Here is a 15793-nt window from a genome sequence, read left to right as displayed (position 1 = left end):
CCGGTGGTCGCTAGGGTGGGCTCGCCTTGACGTGAGCCCAACCGGTGGGCCCCAACCCCTCGGAGTGCCAAGCGTGTTCTCGTATGCCGACGTGCCCGGGCCGCGGACTTCCGGCGTGGCCGCCGCCCGCGCCGTCGAGGTCGGCGCCCTCGAATTCGCCATCGTGGACCTGGAGACCACCGGCTTCTCGCCGGGCCGCGGCGACCGCATCGTGGAGATCGGCGTCGTCCGGATGGCGGGCGACGGCCGGGTGCTGCGCGAATGGACGACGCTCCTCGACCCGGGCCGCGGCGTCGGCGCGACGCAGGTGCACCGGATCACCGCCGCGGATGTGCGCGGTGCACCGCGGTTCGCGGACATCGCCGGGGAGTTGGCCGCCCTCTTCGCCGGCGCGGTGGTGGTCGCCCACAACGCCTCGTTCGAACAGCGGTTCCTCGAAGCCGAATTCGCCGCCGCGGGCATCGCGATGCCGCTGCTGCCCGCGCTGTGCACGATGCGGCTGGCCCGCACGACCGGGCTGGACCTGCCCGACCACAAGCTCGGCACCTGCTGTGCGCACTTCGGCCTGGACTTCCCGGACGCGCACGCGGCGCTCGCCGACGCGCGGGTGACCGCGCGCCTGCTCCCGCTGCTGCTGCGCACCGCCGGGGCCGGGGCACTGGCGCTGCCGGTGCCGCCCGGCCGGGCATGGGAGCACCCGGACTACCCGAAATTCCGGGGGATGCTGCGCCCGAGGAGCGGTTTCGAGCCGGTTAGGGCCGGGTGAGCGGGCTCACAACACCACGTTCCTCGGGGTTCGCAACCCTCTGACCACCAAGAATCACCATGGGAAGGTAAAGGCTTACTTGGTCTTTACTTTACCTTCTGGCAGACTGGCTGCATCGGAGGGGAGTATTCCCCCACGGCACGGTCGTCAGTACGACATATGCCCCTACGTCCCGATGGCGTAGCGCGTGCTCATGTGTCCGGCCTTGCCGGTCCGGGTCGCGGTCCCGCGGATCCGGGCGGAAGAGACCTCCGGCATCGCCGCACACCTGCCACGAATGCCGGAGGCATAGTGGACGTCTCACTGACCACCTGGATCGTGACCATCCTGGTCCTGCTCGCCCTCGTGGGCGTGGACCTCGTCATCAACCGCAAGCCCCACGAAGTCACCCTCAAGGAAGCTGCGCTCTGGGGCGTCTTCTGGGTGGCGCTGGCCGTCGTCTTCGGCCTCGGCTTGTGGTTCTTCACCGAACCGCAGTACGCCGGGGAGTTCTTCGCCGGCTTCATCACCGAGAAGTCCCTCAGCGTCGACAACCTGTTCGTCTTCGTGCTGATCATGGGCAAGTTCGCGGTGCCCGCGCAGTACCAGCAGCGCGTCCTGCTGGTCGGCGTGCTGCTCGCGCTCGTGCTGCGCGGCATCTTCATCGGCCTCGGCGCCGCCGTCGTGGCCACGTTCTCCTGGGTCTTCTTCATCTTCGGCGCGTTCCTCATCTGGACCGCGTGGAAGCTGGTCAAGGAGGCGAAGTCCGACGAGGAGGAGGAGTTCGAGGAGAACGCCCTGCTCCGCTGGGTGGAGAAGGTCGCGCCGACCACCAAGGACTACCGCGGCACCAAGCTGCTGGTGAAGGAGCACGGCAAGCGCCTGGTCACGCCGATGCTCATCGTGATGATCGCGGTCGGCACCACGGACGTGCTGTTCGCGCTCGACTCGATCCCGGCGATCTTCGGCCTCACCCAGGAGCCGTACATCGTCTTCACCGCCAACGCGTTCGCACTCATGGGCCTGCGGCAGCTGTACTTCCTCATCGGCGGCCTGCTGAAGAAGCTGGTCTACCTGTCCTACGGCCTGTCCGTGATCCTCGGCTTCATCGGCGTGAAGCTGGTGTTCGAGGCGCTGCACGGCCAGGGCGTGCACGTCCCGGAGATCGGCATCCCGGTCTCGCTCGGCTTCATCGTCGTGACCCTCGCGGTGACCACGGTGCTGAGCCTGCGCAAGTCCAAGAAGGACGCGCTCGCCGCCGAACAGGACGCCGAACGGGACGCCGGAAAGGACGCCGGACAGGACTCCGAGGACACCCCGGTCGGCACCGGAAGCTGACCGGACCCAGCCCGGGCCGCCCCCGAACCGCCCCCGAACCGTCCCAAAACCGGCCCCCGGAGCCCCGAGCCCGGGGGTCTCGGGCGCGTGGCGGGATTTCGCCCTGGGAATTCCGCCACCTGCTACGTTGGGCGAACTCGCCGGGGGCCCGGTCGTTCCGGGGACTTATCCGTCTGCTTGGGGACTCCGCATGACAACGCCCGTTTCGCGCCATTCCGTCGATCCGGTGGAATCCGTTTTCGTGCCCGGTGCGCGGAAAGCGACCGAAGGCCGCACCGGTTCCGGGAAATCCGCGACGACCCGTGCGCCCGTCCGGATATCCGGCGTCGGCACCGCGGTGCCGGCGGATTCCTACACCCAGCGGGAACTCGTCGACGTCTTCGGCGTGACCGACGAGCGCGCGGTCGGGTTCTTCCTCAACGGCGGCATCGAACGCCGTCACCTGACCCTCCCCGAAGGCCGCGTCGACAAGGAAACCCGGCACCTCGACCCGGCTTCCCGCGCCATCCTCGCCGCCCTCGACCGGGCCGGGCTCGCACCGCGCGACCTCGGCTACCTCGCGCTCGTCACCAGTACCGGCTTCATGACCCCCGGCCTCAGCGCCCGCCTCATGGCCCACCTGGACATGGACCCCGCCGCGGGCCGCATGGACGTCGTCGGCATGGGCTGCAACGCCGGCCTCAACGCGCTCGGCCCCGTGGCGTCGTGGGCCGCCGGTCACCCGGGCCGGCCCGCCGCGGTGGTGTGCGTCGAATCCTTCTCCGGCGCGTTCGTCCACGACGGGTCGCTCGCCGCCGCCGTGGTCAACAGCCTCTTCGGCGACGGCGCGGCCGCGCTCGTCGTGCGGGGCGAGGAAGACGGGGCCAAGGGCGGAGCGGGCTCCTCGACAGGTTCCTCTGCGGGTTCCTCGGCCGGCCCCGAGCTGCTGGACTTCGCGAGCGTCCTGGTCGCGGACGCGATCGGTGCCATGCGCGTCGAGTTCGACCGGAACCAGGGGAAGCGCCGGTTCGTGCTGGAGCGCGACGTGCCGGGCGTGGTCCGCGCATACGCTGCCCCGCTGATCGACCGGCTGCTGGCAGGCGCCGGGTTGACACGTGTCGACATCGCGCATTGGTGCGTGCATTCCGGCGGCAAAAAGGTGGTCGCCGCGGTCCGCGACAGTCTCGGCCTGGAATCCGCGGCGCTGCGCCACACGACGAGCGTGCTGCGCGATTTCGGAAACGTGTCGAGCGGATCGTTTCTGTTCTCTTATGAGCGGCTGCTCGACGAGAAGATCGCCGAGCCCGGCGAATACGGGGTATTCATGACCATGGGCCCGGGCTCGACGATCGAGGCGGCATTGTTCCGCTTCTAGCGTTTTCTGCGAGTTTCCGGCGTCACCAGCCGCGCTCGCGCCATTCCGCGAGGTGCGGGCGTTCGTCGCCGAGCGTCGTGTCGTTGCCGTGTCCCGGGTACACCCAGGTCTCGTCCGGGAGGCGGCCGAACACCTTCTGCTCGACCCCGGCGAGCAGGGTGCGGAACGCGTCCGGGTCGCCGAACGTGTTGCCGATCCCGCCGGGGAACAGGCAGTCGCCGGTGAACAGGTGCGGGTGGCCCTTGGGGTCGTCGTAGACCAGCGCGATGCTGCCGGGCGTGTGGCCGACCAGGTGGATCGCGGTCAGCCGCACGTTGCCGACCTCGACGGTGTCGCCGTCGTCGAGGAGCCGGTCGGTCGGCACCGGCACGCCTTCGGCGTCGTACCGGCCGGCCAGCGTGCGCGCACCGGTCGCCGCGACGACCTCGTCGAGTGCCTGCCAGTGGTCCTGGTGCCGGTGCGTGGTGAGCACCTGGCCGAGGCCGTCGCCGACCATCGCCAGGAGCGTGCGTGCGTCGTTGGCCGCGTCGATCAGCAGCTGCTCGCCGGTGGTTCGGCAGCGCAGCAGGTAGCAGTCGTTGTCGAACGGGCCGACGGCGACCTTGGTGATGATGAGTTCGGCCAACTCGCGGACGTCGGGCGCCCCGCCGACCTTGACCGACCCGTGATACGTCGTCATACGCCCATCCTCCCGCCGACAGGCACCGCACGACCAGCGGCGGGCCCGGCGGGTCGGCCCCGCACCGCGGATGCGCGGTCGAGCGGCCGTTGTGCCGTTGTGTCGTTGTGCCGGTCAGGTCCAGGCGGGCAGCGGCGGCAGCGCGCCGGGCGGGTCCATCACCAGGCCGTCGCCGCCGGTGCGGCCGATCAGCCAGGCCAGCAGCGTGCGGCGGCGGCCCGCGACCATCGCGACCGGGGCGAGGTCCTCGGGGCCGATGGTGAGGCGGCGGCCGGAGTCCTCGTCGTGCAGCAGTAGCGGCATGGTGTCCGGGCGGCCGCGGAACGACGCCGCGACGTCGAAGAGTTCGCGGGTGGCGAAGTCGCCCGGCCAGTGCGCCGGCGTCCAGCCCGCGGCCAGGTCGACGTGGTGCACGTACAGCTCGCGGATCCGCTTGTACGGGATGGTCTCGGCGGAGAACTCCCGCCCGTCGTTCCCGGTGAGCTTCGCGCCCCATGCGGTCGGCGACAGGCTCAGCAGGCCCTCGTTGAGCCGTGCGGACGCGGCGCGCAGGTCCGCGACGATCTCCTCGCCCGGCCGCTGCGCGCCCGCGGCGATCCCCGCCTCGCGCGCCTCGGGCGACGGATACATGGGGGTACGGACGCCGGTCGCGGCCCAGTGCACGAGGTTGCCCAGCGCGTCGGCGTTGCGGGCGAGGTGGGTGAGGACGTGGGCCCGGGACCACCCCGGCAGCAGCGACTCCCCGGTCAGCCGCTCCGGCGAGAGGCGCTCGGCACTGTCCAGCACCTGCTGTGTCGCCACCGCGACCTCGTCGACCAGTGCGGCGGGGTCGAACCCGTCCGTCGTCACGTAAGTCCTCCCGGGAAAAGCACGGCGGCTGCGGAGCGCGCGGGCCCCTGGCTGGCAGGCACGCTATCGGCTCACGCAGGCGCCAAGCGAGTCGTTCGCCCGACCCGCGGATCATCCGGTGATGACGATATCGACCTCAACACGGTGACAAAAAGGTCACGCGATCGAGTGAAACGTCGGCCGGATGGCACTCGTTCGAATACATGTGCGATACCCTGGCAGGCGCATCGGGAACGCGACGGAGATCCGCGGGGGAACAAACGGGGCCTTCCAGCCGCTTACGATTGCCGGGGGACTCGTCCCGGGGGGCGCGCCGACCGTGCGTTTCCGCCGAGGTTCCGCAGGATCCGCCCTGATCAGGGCGAAGCCGCAGCATGCTGTCGAAGGGTTTCGATTCTCCAGTGGCCGACCGTCTCATCGTCCGTGGCGCGCGCGAGCACAACCTCAAGGATGTCTCCCTCGACCTCCCGCGCGACGCGCTCATCGTGTTCACCGGCCTGTCCGGGTCCGGCAAGTCGTCCCTGGCGTTCGACACGATCTTCGCCGAGGGCCAGCGCCGCTACGTCGAGTCGCTGTCGTCGTACGCACGGCAGTTCCTCGGCCAGATGGACAAGCCCGACGTCGACTTCATCGAGGGCCTGTCGCCGGCCGTCTCGATCGACCAGAAGTCCACGAACCGCAACCCGCGGTCGACCGTCGGCACCATCACCGAGGTCTACGACTACCTCCGCCTGCTGTTCGCCCGCATCGGCCACCCGCACTGCCCGGTGTGCGGCCGCCCGATCGCCCGGCAGAGCCCGCAGCAGGTCGTCGACCGCGTCCTCGAACTCGACGAAGGCACTCGCTTCCAGGTCCTCGCGCCGGTCGTGCGCGAGCGCAAGGGCGAGTTCGTCGACCTGTTCGCGCAGCTCCAGTCGCAGGGCTACAGCCGTGCCCGGGTCGACGGCGCGGTGATCCAGCTCGCCGAGCCGCCGAAGCTGAAGAAGCAGGAGAAGCACACCATCGAGGTGGTCGTCGACCGCCTCGCGGTCAAGTCGAGCGCCAAGCGGCGGCTGACCGACTCGGTGGAGACCGCCCTGCGGCTCGGCAACGGCATGGTGGTCCTGGACTTCGTCGACCTTCCGGAGGACGACGAGAACCGCGAGCGGATGTACTCGGAGCATCTCTACTGCCCGTACGACGACCTGTCGTTCGAGGAGCTGGAGCCGCGCTCGTTCTCCTTCAACTCGCCGTTCGGCGCGTGCCCGGACTGCACCGGCATCGGCACCCGCATGGAGGTCGACCCGGAACTCGTCGTCCCGGACCCGGAGAAGACCCTCGACGAAGGCGCGCTCGCGCCGTGGTCGAGCGGGCACGCCAGCGAGTACTTCGGGCGCCTGATCGAGGCACTGTCCGAAGCCCTGAACTTCCGCACCGACGTGCCGTGGAACGGGCTGCCGGTGCGCGCCCGCAATGCGCTGCTCAACGGCCACAAGACGCAGATCGAGGTGCGCTACCGCAACCGGTACGGCCGCCAGCGCGCGTACACGACCGCGTTCGAAGGCGCGATCCCGTTCATCGTGCGCCGCCACTCCGAGGCCGAGTCGGACAGCAGCCGCGAGCGCTTCGAGGGCTACATGCGGCAGGTGCCGTGCCCGACCTGCGAAGGCAGCCGGCTCAAGCCGATCGTGCTCGCGGTCACCGTCGCCGGGAAGTCGATCGCCGACGTGTCGGCCATGTCGATCAGCGACTGCGCGGACTTCCTCGGCGCGATCCGGCTGACCGCGCGCGAGAAGAAGATCGCCGAGCGCGTGCTCAAGGAAGTCAACGAGCGGCTGCGGTTCCTCGTCGACGTCGGCCTCGACTACCTGTCGCTCAACCGCGCGGCGGGCACGCTGTCCGGCGGCGAAGCGCAGCGCATCCGCCTGGCCACGCAGATCGGCTCCGGCCTGGTCGGCGTGCTGTACGTGCTCGACGAGCCGTCCATCGGCCTGCACCAGCGCGACAACCACCGGCTCATCGAAACCCTCGTGCGGCTCCGCGACATGGGCAACACGCTCATCGTCGTCGAGCACGACGAGGACACCATCCGGGTGGCCGACTGGGTCGTCGACATCGGCCCGGGCGCGGGCGAGCACGGCGGCAAGGTCGTGCACTCCGGCACCTACAAGGACCTGCTGAAGAACAAGGAGTCGCACACCGGCGCGTACCTGTCCAAGCGCAAGGAGATCGCGACGCCGACCGAGCGCCGCGTGCCGGAGAAGAAGCGCCGCCTCGTCGTGCACGGGGCGCGCGAGAACAACCTGCGCGACGTGACCGTCGGGTTCCCGCTCGGCTGCTTCGTCGCGGTCACCGGGGTGTCCGGGTCCGGCAAGTCGACGCTGGTCAACGACATCCTCTACACGCACTTGGCGCGCGAGCTGAACGGCGCGCGGTCGGTGCCCGGCCGGCACACCCGGATCACCGGAACGGACTTGGTGGACAAGGTCGTCCACGTCGACCAGGGGCCGATCGGGCGGACCCCGCGGTCGAACCCGGCGACGTACACGGGCGTGTTCGACCACGTCCGCAAGCTGTTCGCGGAGACCCAGGAAGCCAAGGTCCGCGGCTACCTGCCGGGCCGCTTCTCGTTCAACGTCAAGGGCGGCCGCTGCGAGAACTGCGCGGGCGACGGCACGATCAAGATCGAGATGAACTTCCTGCCGGACGTGTACGTCCCGTGCGAGGTGTGCCACGGCGCGCGGTACAACCGCGAGACGCTCGAAGTGCACTTCAAGGGCAAGAACATCGCCGAGGTCCTCGACATGCCGATCGAGGAGGCCCGGGAGTTCTTCGAGGCGGTCCCGGCGATCGCCCGGCACCTGAAGACGCTCGACGAGGTCGGCCTGGGGTACGTGCGGCTCGGCCAGCCCGCGACCACGCTGTCCGGCGGCGAGGCGCAGCGCGTCAAGCTCGCGTCGGAACTCCAGCGCCGGTCCACCGGGCGGACCGTGTACGTGCTCGACGAGCCGACCACCGGCCTGCACTTCGAGGACATCCGCCGGCTGCTCGGCGTGCTGACCACGCTGGTCGAGAAGGGCAACACGGTCCTGGTCATCGAGCACAACCTCGACGTGATCAAGACCGCGGACTGGATCGTCGACCTCGGCCCCGAGGGCGGCAGCGGCGGCGGCATGGTCATCGCCGAGGGCAGCCCCGAGGACGTCGCGGGGATCGCGGAGAGCCACACCGGCAAGTTCCTCCGGGAGATCCTCGCCGACCGGCTGTGAGCGGCGGTGCGATCATGGGGCGGCGGGCCCTCGCGGTCGGGCCCGCGCCGTCCGCCGCATGCGAGGAGCACACGATCATGACCACCACCCCCGCCGACCCGTCCCGCCGTTCCGTCCTTCGCGGGGTCGCCGCCGTGGGCGCGCTCGGGGCGGCCGGCGCCGCGGTGACGGGGTGCGGCACCACCGAAGGCGGAGGCGCCAAAGCGGGGTCGCGGCCCGGCGCGAAGGGACCGGTCACGGTCGGCAAGGTGCCGGACGTGTCGGTCGGCGCGGGCAAGGTCTACGACGACTCCGCGGTGGTCGTGACCCAGCCGGTCAAGGACCAGTACAAGGCGTTCTACGCCCGCTGCCCGCACCAGGGCTGCCTGGTGAACAAGGTCGAGCAGGGCGTCGTCAAGTGTCCGTGCCACGGAAGCCAGTTCTCCGTCACGGACGGCTCGGTGGTGCGCGGCCCGGCGAACGAGGGCCTGGAGGAGCTGCCCTCGAAGGTCGTCGACGGGAACATCGTGGTCGGCTGATCCGTCAGGCTGGATAGAGCGGGGATGTACCGGCCGGAGCGCTCCGGCCGCAGACGAGAGGCACGGGGTAGCAGAAATGGCCGACCCGGCAACGTACCGTCCCAAGCCGGGCGAGATCCCGACCGATCCCGGGGTGTACCGGTTCCGGGACGTGCACGGCCGGGTGGTCTATGTCGGCAAGGCCAAGAACCTGCGCCAGCGGCTGTCGTCGTACTTCCAGGACCTCGCGGGCCTGCATCCGCGGACCCAGACCATGGTCACCACGGCGGCGTCGGTGGAGTGGACGGTCGTCGGCACCGAAGTCGAGGCGCTCCAGCTCGAGTACTCCTGGATCAAGGAGTACGACCCGCGGTTCAACGTCAAATACCGTGACGACAAGAGCTATCCGAGTCTGGCGGTCACGCTGGACGAGGAGTTCCCGCGCGTGCAGGTGATGCGCGGGGCGAAGAAGAAAGGCGTGCGCTACTTCGGGCCGTACGGGCACGCGTGGGCCATCCGGGAAACCGTCGACCTGCTGTTGCGCGTGTTTCCCGTGCGCACGTGCAGCAACGGTGTGTTCCGTGCCGCAAAGCAGGCCGGACGCCCGTGCCTGCTCGGCTACATCGGCAAGTGCTCGGCCCCGTGCGTCGGCCGGGTCAGCCCTGAGGAGCACCGCGAACTCGCGGACGAGTTCTGCGACTTCATGGCCGGGCAGACGGGCCCGTACATCCGCCGCCTGGAACGGCAGATGAAGCAGGCCGCGGCGGACATGGAGTACGAGAAGGCCGCCCGGCTGCGCGACGACATAGGGGCGCTCACCCGCGCGATGGAGAAGAACGCCATCGTGCTCGGCGACGGCACCGACGCCGACGTGATCGCGCTCGCCGACGACGACCTCGAAGCCGCCGTGCAGATCTTCCACGTGCGGGGCGGCCGGGTGCGCGGCCAGCGCGGCTGGGTCGTCGACAAGGTGGAGGACGTCACTCCCGGCGACCTGGTCGAGCACTTCCTCCAGCAGATCTACGGCGACCAGCGCGGCGACTCCGTGCCGCGCGAGGTCCTGGTGCCCGCGCTTCCGACCGACGCCGCCGCGGTCGCCGACTGGCTCGGCACGCTGCGCGGTGCCAAGGTCGACCTCCGGGTGCCGCAGCGCGGCGACAAGAAGGCCCTGCAGGAGACCGTGCTGCGCAACGCGCAGCAGGCGCTCGTGCTGCACAAGACCCGCCGGGCCGGCGACCTGACCACGCGCTCGCTCGCCCTGCAGGAGATCGCCGACGCGCTGGGCATGGACACCGCGCCGCTGCGCATCGAGTGCTTCGACATCTCGCACCTGCAAGGCACCGAGGTGGTGGCCTCGATGGTGGTGTTCGAGGACGGGCTGCCGCGCAAGAGCGAGTACCGGCACTTCGCGATCAAGTCGTTCGAGGGCCAGGACGACGTCCGCGCCATGCACGAGGTGCTCACGCGCCGGTTCAAGCACTACCTCGCGGAACGCGCCAAGACCGGCGAACCGGAACTCGGCGGTGTCGACGAGGACGAGACGCCGTCGGGCAGCGGTCCGATCGACCCGACGACCGGCAAGCCGAAGCGCTTCGCCTACCCGCCGCAACTCGTGGTGGTCGACGGCGGTCAGCCGCAGGTCGCCGCGGCGAAGCGCGCGCTCGACGAACTGGGCGTGGACGACGTCGCGGTGTGCGGCCTGGCGAAGAAGCTCGAAGAGGTGTGGCTGCCGGACGAGGACGACCCGGTGGTGCTGCCGCGCAGCAGCGAGGCGCTGTACCTGATGCAGCGGGTGCGCGACGAGGCGCACCGGTTCGCGATCACGTTCCACCGCAAGAAGCGGTCGAAGGCGATGACCGCGAGCGCGCTGGACTCCGTGCCGGGCCTGGGCGAGACGCGCCGCAAGGCGCTGCTCGACCACTTCGGGTCGCTGCGCAAGCTCAAGGCGGCGAGGGTCGAGGAGATCATGGAGGTCCCCGGCATCGGCCGCCACACCGCCGAAGTGGTCGCCGCGGCACTGGCCGCCACGGCACCGAGGGTCGCGGTCAACGTGTCGACGGGCGAGATCCTCACGGACGACGACCCGGAACCGGACGCCGAGTCGGCGGCGGAGAGTGCCGCACCGGTGGCGCCCGGTGACGCCGAACCCGTCGTGCCTGCCCGGGGTGCCTGGCGCGATGCCCCGCGCGTGCCCGATCCGTTGCCCGGCTCCGCCGACGTGCCGGCCCCCGGCCCGCCGGACGAGCCTCCGGTGTTCCCGGACACCGATCCCGACGCCGTGTCCCCGCAGCCCCAACCGTCGCGTGGAGTGCCTCACACCCCCGGTGCGGATGAGATCGTGGATCCGGGTCGTTCCGGTTAGTGAGGGGCGGCAGGCCCGCGTGTGCGTGTCGCCGTCCGCGGCACCGATGGGGGACACTCGGCATCCGTCCCCGCGCGGGTGTGAAACCTGGAGGAATCGTGAGAAAGCGCAGCGTCACCCCGGCGATTTCCGCCCCGTCCGTCCGGAAGGCGTCATGAACGACGTCGTCCGGACGACCGGAGCCGAGGTGGCCGGGTCCGCCGAGCCGGTCCCCGGCATCCCCGAACTGGTCATCATTTCGGGTATGTCCGGAGCCGGCCGCTCGACGGCGGCCAAGGGCCTGGAGGACCTCGGCTGGTTCGTCGTCGACAACCTGCCGCCGTCCCTCATCCCCGCGATGGTCGACCTCGGCGCGCGCACCCAGGGCGCGGTGGCGCGGATCGCCGTGGTCGTGGACGTCCGCAGCCGCACGTTCTTCGACGACCTGCGCGAGGCCCTCGCGCAGCTCGCGTCCGCGGCCGTGGTGTGCCGTATCGTCTTCCTGGAAGCCGCCGACGACGCCCTCGTGCGGCGTTTCGAGAACGTCCGCCGCCCGCACCCGCTGCAGGGCGACGGCCGGATCGTCGACGGCATCGAGGCGGAGCGCGCGCTGCTCACCGAACTGCGCGGCGAAGCCGACCTGGTGATCGACACCACGAACCTCAACGTGCACGAACTGCGCGCGAAGATGGACGCCCAGTTCGCCGGTTCGAGCGAACCGCGGCTCAAGGCCACCGTCATGTCGTTCGGGTTCAAGTACGGACTCCCGGTCGACGCCGATCTCGTCGTCGACTGCCGCTTCCTGCCGAACCCGCATTGGATCCCCGAGCTCCGTCCCTTCACCGGCACCGACGAGCCGGTGGCCCGCTACGTCTTCGACCAGCCCGGTGCCAAGGAGTTCCTGGACGGCTACACCGAACTCCTCCGCATCATCACCGAGGGTTACCGTCGCGAGGGCAAGCGTTACCTGACGCTCGCGGTCGGCTGCACCGGCGGCAAGCACCGCAGTGTGGCGATGGCCGAACGCCTCGCCAAGCGCATGCAGGAAGACGGCGTGGAGGCCGTGGTCGTCCACCGCGACAAGGGACGCGAGTGATGCCCGCGTGAACGAACTCGACACCTCGGGGGCCGGGACCGTCGACGGCCGTGGCAGTGGACACAGCAACGGACACAGCAACGGACACGGCAACGGACACGGCGGACACGGCGGCGGAGACGACGCGGAAGGCGGCCGGCTCAACGGCTATGCCGACGGCGACGCGTACGTCCGCCACACCGGCCCCAAGGTCGTCGCCCTCGGCGGCGGCCACGGCCTGTCCGCGTCGCTGTCCGCGCTGCGCCGGCTCACCGACGACCTGACCGCGGTGGTCACGGTCGCCGACGACGGCGGCTCCAGCGGCCGGCTGCGCCGCGACATGGGTGTGCTCCCGCCCGGCGACCTGCGCATGGCGCTGGCCGCGCTGTGCGGCGACGACGAGTGGGGCAACACCTGGTCCCGGGTCATCCAGCACCGTTTCCGCTGCGACGGCGACCTGAACGGCCACGCGGTCGGGAACCTCCTGATCGTCGCGCTGTGGGAACTCCTGGACGACGACCCGGTGTCCGCGCTGCAGTGGATGGGCCGGCTGCTCGGCGCGCACGGCAGCGTGCTGCCGATGTCCGCGGTGCCGCTGGACATCGAGGCCGACGTGCGCGGCCACGACCGCACCGCGCCCACCCTGGTGACCGCCGTGCAGGGCCAGCACGCGCTGGCGAAGACGCCCGGCGAAGTGCTCGGCATCCGGCTCACGCCGGCGAATCCGCCGGCCGTGCCCGAGGCGGTCGCCGCGGTCCGCGACGCGGACTGGGTGGTGCTGGGACCGGGTTCGTGGTTCACCAGCGTGCTGCCGCACCTGCTGGTGCCCGAACTCGCCGCCGCGCTGGTCGAGACGAAGGCCCGCAAGGTGCTCGCGCTCAACCTCGCGCCGCAGCCCGGCGAAACCGACGGGTTCTCCCCGCAGCGGCATGTCGAGGTCCTCGCCGAGCACGCGCCGGAACTGGAGTTCGACGTGGTGCTCGGGGACCGCGACCTCGTCGACGACGTCGACGAGTTGACCCGCGCCGCCGCCGGACTCGGCGGACAGGTGCTGCTGGCCCCGGTCGCGGTCGGGGACGGGACACCGCGACACGATCCGGCCCGCCTGGCCGCCGCCTACGGCCGGATCTTCACCGCTCGTGAAAGGATCGCGCCATGGCGATGACGGCAGCTGTGAAAGACGAGCTAAGTCGGCTCCCGGTGACGCGGTCGTGCTGTCGCAAGGCGGAGGTGTCGGCGCTCCTGCGCTTCGCGGGCGGTCTGCACCTGGTGGGTGGACGGATCGTCGTCGAGGCGGAGCTGGACACCGGAGCCGCGGCGCGGCGCGTGCGCAAAGACATTCTCGAGGTGTACGGACACCAGTCCGAGCTTCTGGTGGTCGCCGCCGGCGGCCTGCGCAAGAGCAGCCGGTATGTCGTGCGGGTGGCCAAGGACGGCGATCAACTCGCCCGGCAGACCGGCTTGTTGGACGCGCGCGGCCGCCCGGTCCGCGGGCTGCCCCCGCAGGTGGTTTCCGGTGCGACCTGCGACGCCGAGGCGGCGTGGCGCGGCGCGTTCCTGGCGCACGGCTCACTCACCGAGCCCGGCCGGTCCTCCGCCCTGGAGGTGACCTGCCCCGGTTCGGAGGCGGCGCTGGCGCTGGTCGGCGCGGCGCGGCGGCTCAGCATCTCGGCGAAGGCCCGCGAGGTCCGCGGCGTCGACCGCGTCGTGGTGCGCGACGGCGACGCGATCGGCGCGCTGCTCACCCGGCTCGGCGCGCACGAGAGCGTGCTGGCCTGGGAAGAGCGCCGGATGCGCCGCGAGGTGCGGGCCACCGCCAACCGTCTGGCGAACTTCGACGACGCGAACCTGCGCCGCTCGGCCCGCGCGGCGGTCGCCGCGGGCGCCCGGGTGCAGCGCGCGCTGGAGATCCTCGGCGAGGAGGTGCCGGACCACCTCGCCGCGGCGGGCAAGCTGCGGCTGGAGCACAAGCAGGCGTCGCTGGAGGAGCTGGGCGGCCTGGCCGACCCGCCGCTGACCAAGGACGCGGTCGCGGGCCGCATCCGCCGTCTGCTGGCCATGGCCGACAAGCGCGCGGGCGACCTCGGGATGCCCGGCACGGACGCCAACCTGACCGCGGACATGCTGGTCTCCTGACCGCCTGCCCACCCGTTGCCCGACCTCCGGAGCCCGCCGCGGACCGCGGCGGTCCGCGGCGGGCTCCGGAAAACCCGTCGAAAACGCCGAGCGGGGAGCCTAGGGTTCCCCGGTCGGCGTTTTCGCGTTGTCCGGGGGCCACAAGCCGCCCGGCCGGACGCCGCATCCGCCGCAGTGTCCGCAGCCCCATCCGCCGCCGCGTCTGCCACCCGGGAGGAAGCCCCATGCACATCCGGACCGTCACCGAGGACGAACTCGGCGCCTGGGGAGCGGCGTTGGACACGGGCTTCCTGCGGGTCCCGGACCTGTCCAAGGAAGCCCGCGACGAATCGGCCGAATTTCTGCGCGGCATCGTGAACCTTTCGCGTACCCAGGCCGCGTTCGACGACGGGCGGATCGTCGGCACGTTCCGCAGCTGGGGCGGCGAGATCACCGCGCCGGGCGGTGCCTACGTGCCGGTCAGTGCGATCACCAACGTCACCGTGACCGCCACGCACCGCCGCCGCGGTCTGCTGACCGGGATGATGCGGGCCGACCTGGACGCGGCGGCCGCGCGCGGCGAGGCACTCGCGATCCTGATCGCCGCCGAATATCCGATCTACGGACGCTTCGGCTTCGGCCCGGCCACCGACTATTCGCTCTTCCGAGTGGATCTCACCCGTGCCGGGCTGCGCCCCGCCGTGCGGGCCGCCGCGGCCGAGGGCGGCGGGCGGGTCACGCTCGTCGCGCCGGAGACGATGCTGGAGGCGGGACCGGCGGTGCACGAGGCGTTCCGGCGCCGCACCCCGGGCGCGATCACCCGGCAGGAGAGGTGGTGGCCGCTGTACACCGGGGTGCAGACCCGGCCGGGGCGCCCCAAGGAGAGCCGGTTCTGGGCGCTCTATACCGACGCTTCGGGGACACCGCGCGGGTATCTCGCGTACCGGGTGGACGAGGTGTGGGAGGACTTCGTCCCCAAGGCGACGCTGCACGTCGACCAGTTGATCGCCGCGACTCCGGCGGCCGAGGCCGCGCTGTGGGTGTACGCGACGCAGATCGACTACCTGGCGAAGCTGAACGCGGGGGAGCGCACGTCCGACGACCTGCTGCCGGACCTCTTCGACGACCCCCGGCAGGTCACCTGGGACAGCGCCCGCGACTTCGTGTGGGTGCGGCCGATCGACGTCCCCGCCGCGCTGTCCGCCCGCACCTACCCGGTGCCGGGGCGGCTGGTGCTGCGGGTCGAGGACCCGATGGGCTACGCGGCGGGCACGTTCGCGGTGGACGGCCGCCCGGACGGGGCGCGGTGCGTGCCCGTCGACGAGCCTGCGGACCTCGCGCTGGACGCGGGCACCCTCGGCGCGCTGTACCTGGGCGGGCGTTCCGCGGTGCGGCTGGCCGCGGCGGGGGACATCACCGAGCTGAACCCGGGGGCGCTCGACCGCGCCGAGGTCATGTTCCGGACCGCGCGGGCGCCGTGGTGCCCGGACTGGTTCTGAACCGATCGGAAGTGATCGTTGAGCGGACAGTGGACACCGGGGAGCGGTTTTGT

12 protein-coding genes are annotated in these 15793 nt (G+C 71.2%); 10 read left to right on the top strand and 2 right to left on the bottom strand.

Translation table 11 applies throughout. From position 1 onward, the window contains the following. Positions 1-73 precede the first annotated feature (73 nt). The 3 genes from ABEA93_RS07000 to dpgA all read left to right on the top strand — a co-directional run bounded on the left by ABEA93_RS07000 (position 74) and on the right by dpgA (position 3437). Positions 74-766 carry a 3'-5' exonuclease gene (locus ABEA93_RS07000; protein WP_345674425.1) on the top strand — a complete coding sequence of 231 codons (693 nt, stop codon included), beginning with the start codon at positions 74-76 and terminating at the stop codon, positions 764-766. 291 nt (positions 767-1057) lie between these two features. After that, positions 1058-2083 (top strand): TerC family protein, encoded by a 1026-nt coding sequence (locus ABEA93_RS06995; protein ID WP_345674424.1) that lies wholly within the window; start codon positions 1058-1060, stop codon positions 2081-2083. Between the two features lie 226 nt (positions 2084-2309). Continuing rightward, the gene (gene dpgA, locus ABEA93_RS06990; RefSeq protein ID WP_345674423.1) at positions 2310-3437 is read left to right on the top strand and encodes a 3,5-dihydroxyphenylacetyl-CoA synthase DpgA; all 1128 of its coding nucleotides are present in this window, start codon (positions 2310-2312) and stop codon (positions 3435-3437) included. 22 nt (positions 3438-3459) lie between these two features. Here the strand turns inward: dpgA and ABEA93_RS06985 are convergent, their stop codons facing one another. Next, on the bottom strand, positions 3460-4116 hold the full coding sequence (locus ABEA93_RS06985; RefSeq protein WP_345674422.1) for an MBL fold metallo-hydrolase: 657 nt from the start codon (positions 4114-4116) through the stop codon (positions 3460-3462). 114 nt (positions 4117-4230) lie between these two features. Continuing rightward, a complete protein-coding gene (locus tag ABEA93_RS06980) occupies positions 4231-4965 on the bottom strand; it encodes a maleylpyruvate isomerase family mycothiol-dependent enzyme (protein WP_345674421.1) in 735 nt (244 codons plus the stop codon). Between the two features lie 401 nt (positions 4966-5366). Here ABEA93_RS06980 and uvrA point away from each other — a divergent pair, with 401 nt between their 5' ends. From uvrA to ABEA93_RS06945, 7 genes are all read left to right on the top strand, one after another. Next, on the top strand, positions 5367-8213 hold the full coding sequence (gene uvrA / locus ABEA93_RS06975; protein WP_345674420.1) for an excinuclease ABC subunit UvrA: 2847 nt from the start codon (positions 5367-5369) through the stop codon (positions 8211-8213). A 77-nt stretch (positions 8214-8290) separates the two neighbouring features. Beyond that, complete coding sequence (locus tag ABEA93_RS06970) at positions 8291-8731, top strand: Rieske (2Fe-2S) protein (RefSeq protein WP_345674419.1); 441 nt, start codon at positions 8291-8293, stop codon at positions 8729-8731. A 76-nt stretch (positions 8732-8807) separates the two neighbouring features. Continuing rightward, complete coding sequence (gene uvrC, locus ABEA93_RS06965; RefSeq protein ID WP_345674418.1) at positions 8808-11072, top strand: excinuclease ABC subunit UvrC; 2265 nt, start codon at positions 8808-8810, stop codon at positions 11070-11072. Between the two features lie 154 nt (positions 11073-11226). Next, complete coding sequence (rapZ, locus tag ABEA93_RS06960; protein WP_345674417.1) at positions 11227-12147, top strand: RNase adapter RapZ; 921 nt, start codon at positions 11227-11229, stop codon at positions 12145-12147. A 217-nt stretch (positions 12148-12364) separates the two neighbouring features. Next, positions 12365-13291: a gluconeogenesis factor YvcK family protein gene (locus tag ABEA93_RS06955; protein ID WP_345674616.1), complete on the top strand. Its 927-nt coding sequence runs from the start codon at positions 12365-12367 to the stop codon at positions 13289-13291. After that, entirely contained in the window at positions 13282-14262 is a 981-nt protein-coding gene (whiA, locus tag ABEA93_RS06950) for a DNA-binding protein WhiA (RefSeq protein ID WP_345674416.1), read from the top strand. The genes ABEA93_RS06955 and whiA overlap by 10 nt, the downstream gene beginning before the upstream one ends. Before the next feature lie 224 nt (positions 14263-14486). After that, positions 14487-15740 carry a GNAT family N-acetyltransferase gene (locus ABEA93_RS06945; protein ID WP_345674415.1) on the top strand — a complete coding sequence of 418 codons (1254 nt, stop codon included), beginning with the start codon at positions 14487-14489 and terminating at the stop codon, positions 15738-15740. The last annotated feature ends 53 nt before the right edge of the window (positions 15741-15793 follow it).

Source organism: Yinghuangia aomiensis, from assembly GCF_039542225.1.
Lineage (GTDB): Bacteria > Actinomycetota > Actinomycetes > Streptomycetales > Streptomycetaceae > Yinghuangia > Yinghuangia aomiensis.
Note: the sequence above shows the minus strand (reverse complement) of the source record. Positions and strands in the feature narration are given on the sequence as shown.